Origin of the sequence: Tepidiforma sp. (assembly GCF_026419595.1) — a bacterium.
Lineage (GTDB): Bacteria > Chloroflexota > Dehalococcoidia > Tepidiformales > Tepidiformaceae > Tepidiforma.
In genome coordinates, this window is the sequence record NZ_JANZZD010000072.1 from 1 (window position 1) to 562 (window position 562).

The window sequence follows — 562 nt, forward strand, 5'->3', positions numbered from 1 at the left end:
GCGCCCTCCAGGCCCATGCCGCCGAACTCGCCGCTGGGCCAGGCCACGGTGAACACCGGCGCGTGAAAGCCGCCGGCGGCCATCGACTGCGCGCCCAGCCCGTAGCCCTTGCGCAGCACCACGGCGACATACGGCACCGCAAGCTGCGCGCCCACCACGAACAGACGGCTGGCGTGCCGAATCTGGGCGCGCGCTTCGACCTCCGGCCCGACCATGAAGCCCGGCGTGTCGATCAGCGCGACAACGGGCAGGCCATGCGCATCGGCCAGCTGCAGGAAGCGGGCCGCCTTGTCGGCCGCATCCGGGTCGATCGCGCCGCCCAGCACAGCCGGATTGCTGGCCAGCACCGCCACCGGCCGGCCCTGCAGCCGCGCCAGGANCGTCAGCACCGCACCGCCAAAATCCGCGCGCAGTTCCAGCGCCGAGTCCGCATCGAACAGACGGGCCACGATCGCGCGCACATCGTAAGCGAGCAGGCGGTTTTCCGGCACCGCCTCCCGCAGCGGCTCCTGTGGCAGCGCGTGCCATTCCGCCACCGCGCCCTGGAAAAATGCCAGGTATT

The 562-nt window shown here is 71.7% G+C and carries 1 protein-coding gene; it reads right to left on the reverse strand.

Annotated elements, in window-relative coordinates; all coding sequences use genetic code 11:
- The coding region (locus N2041_RS14355) for a carboxyl transferase domain-containing protein (RefSeq protein ID WP_297679267.1) at positions 1–562 on the reverse strand (562 nt) is incomplete at both ends.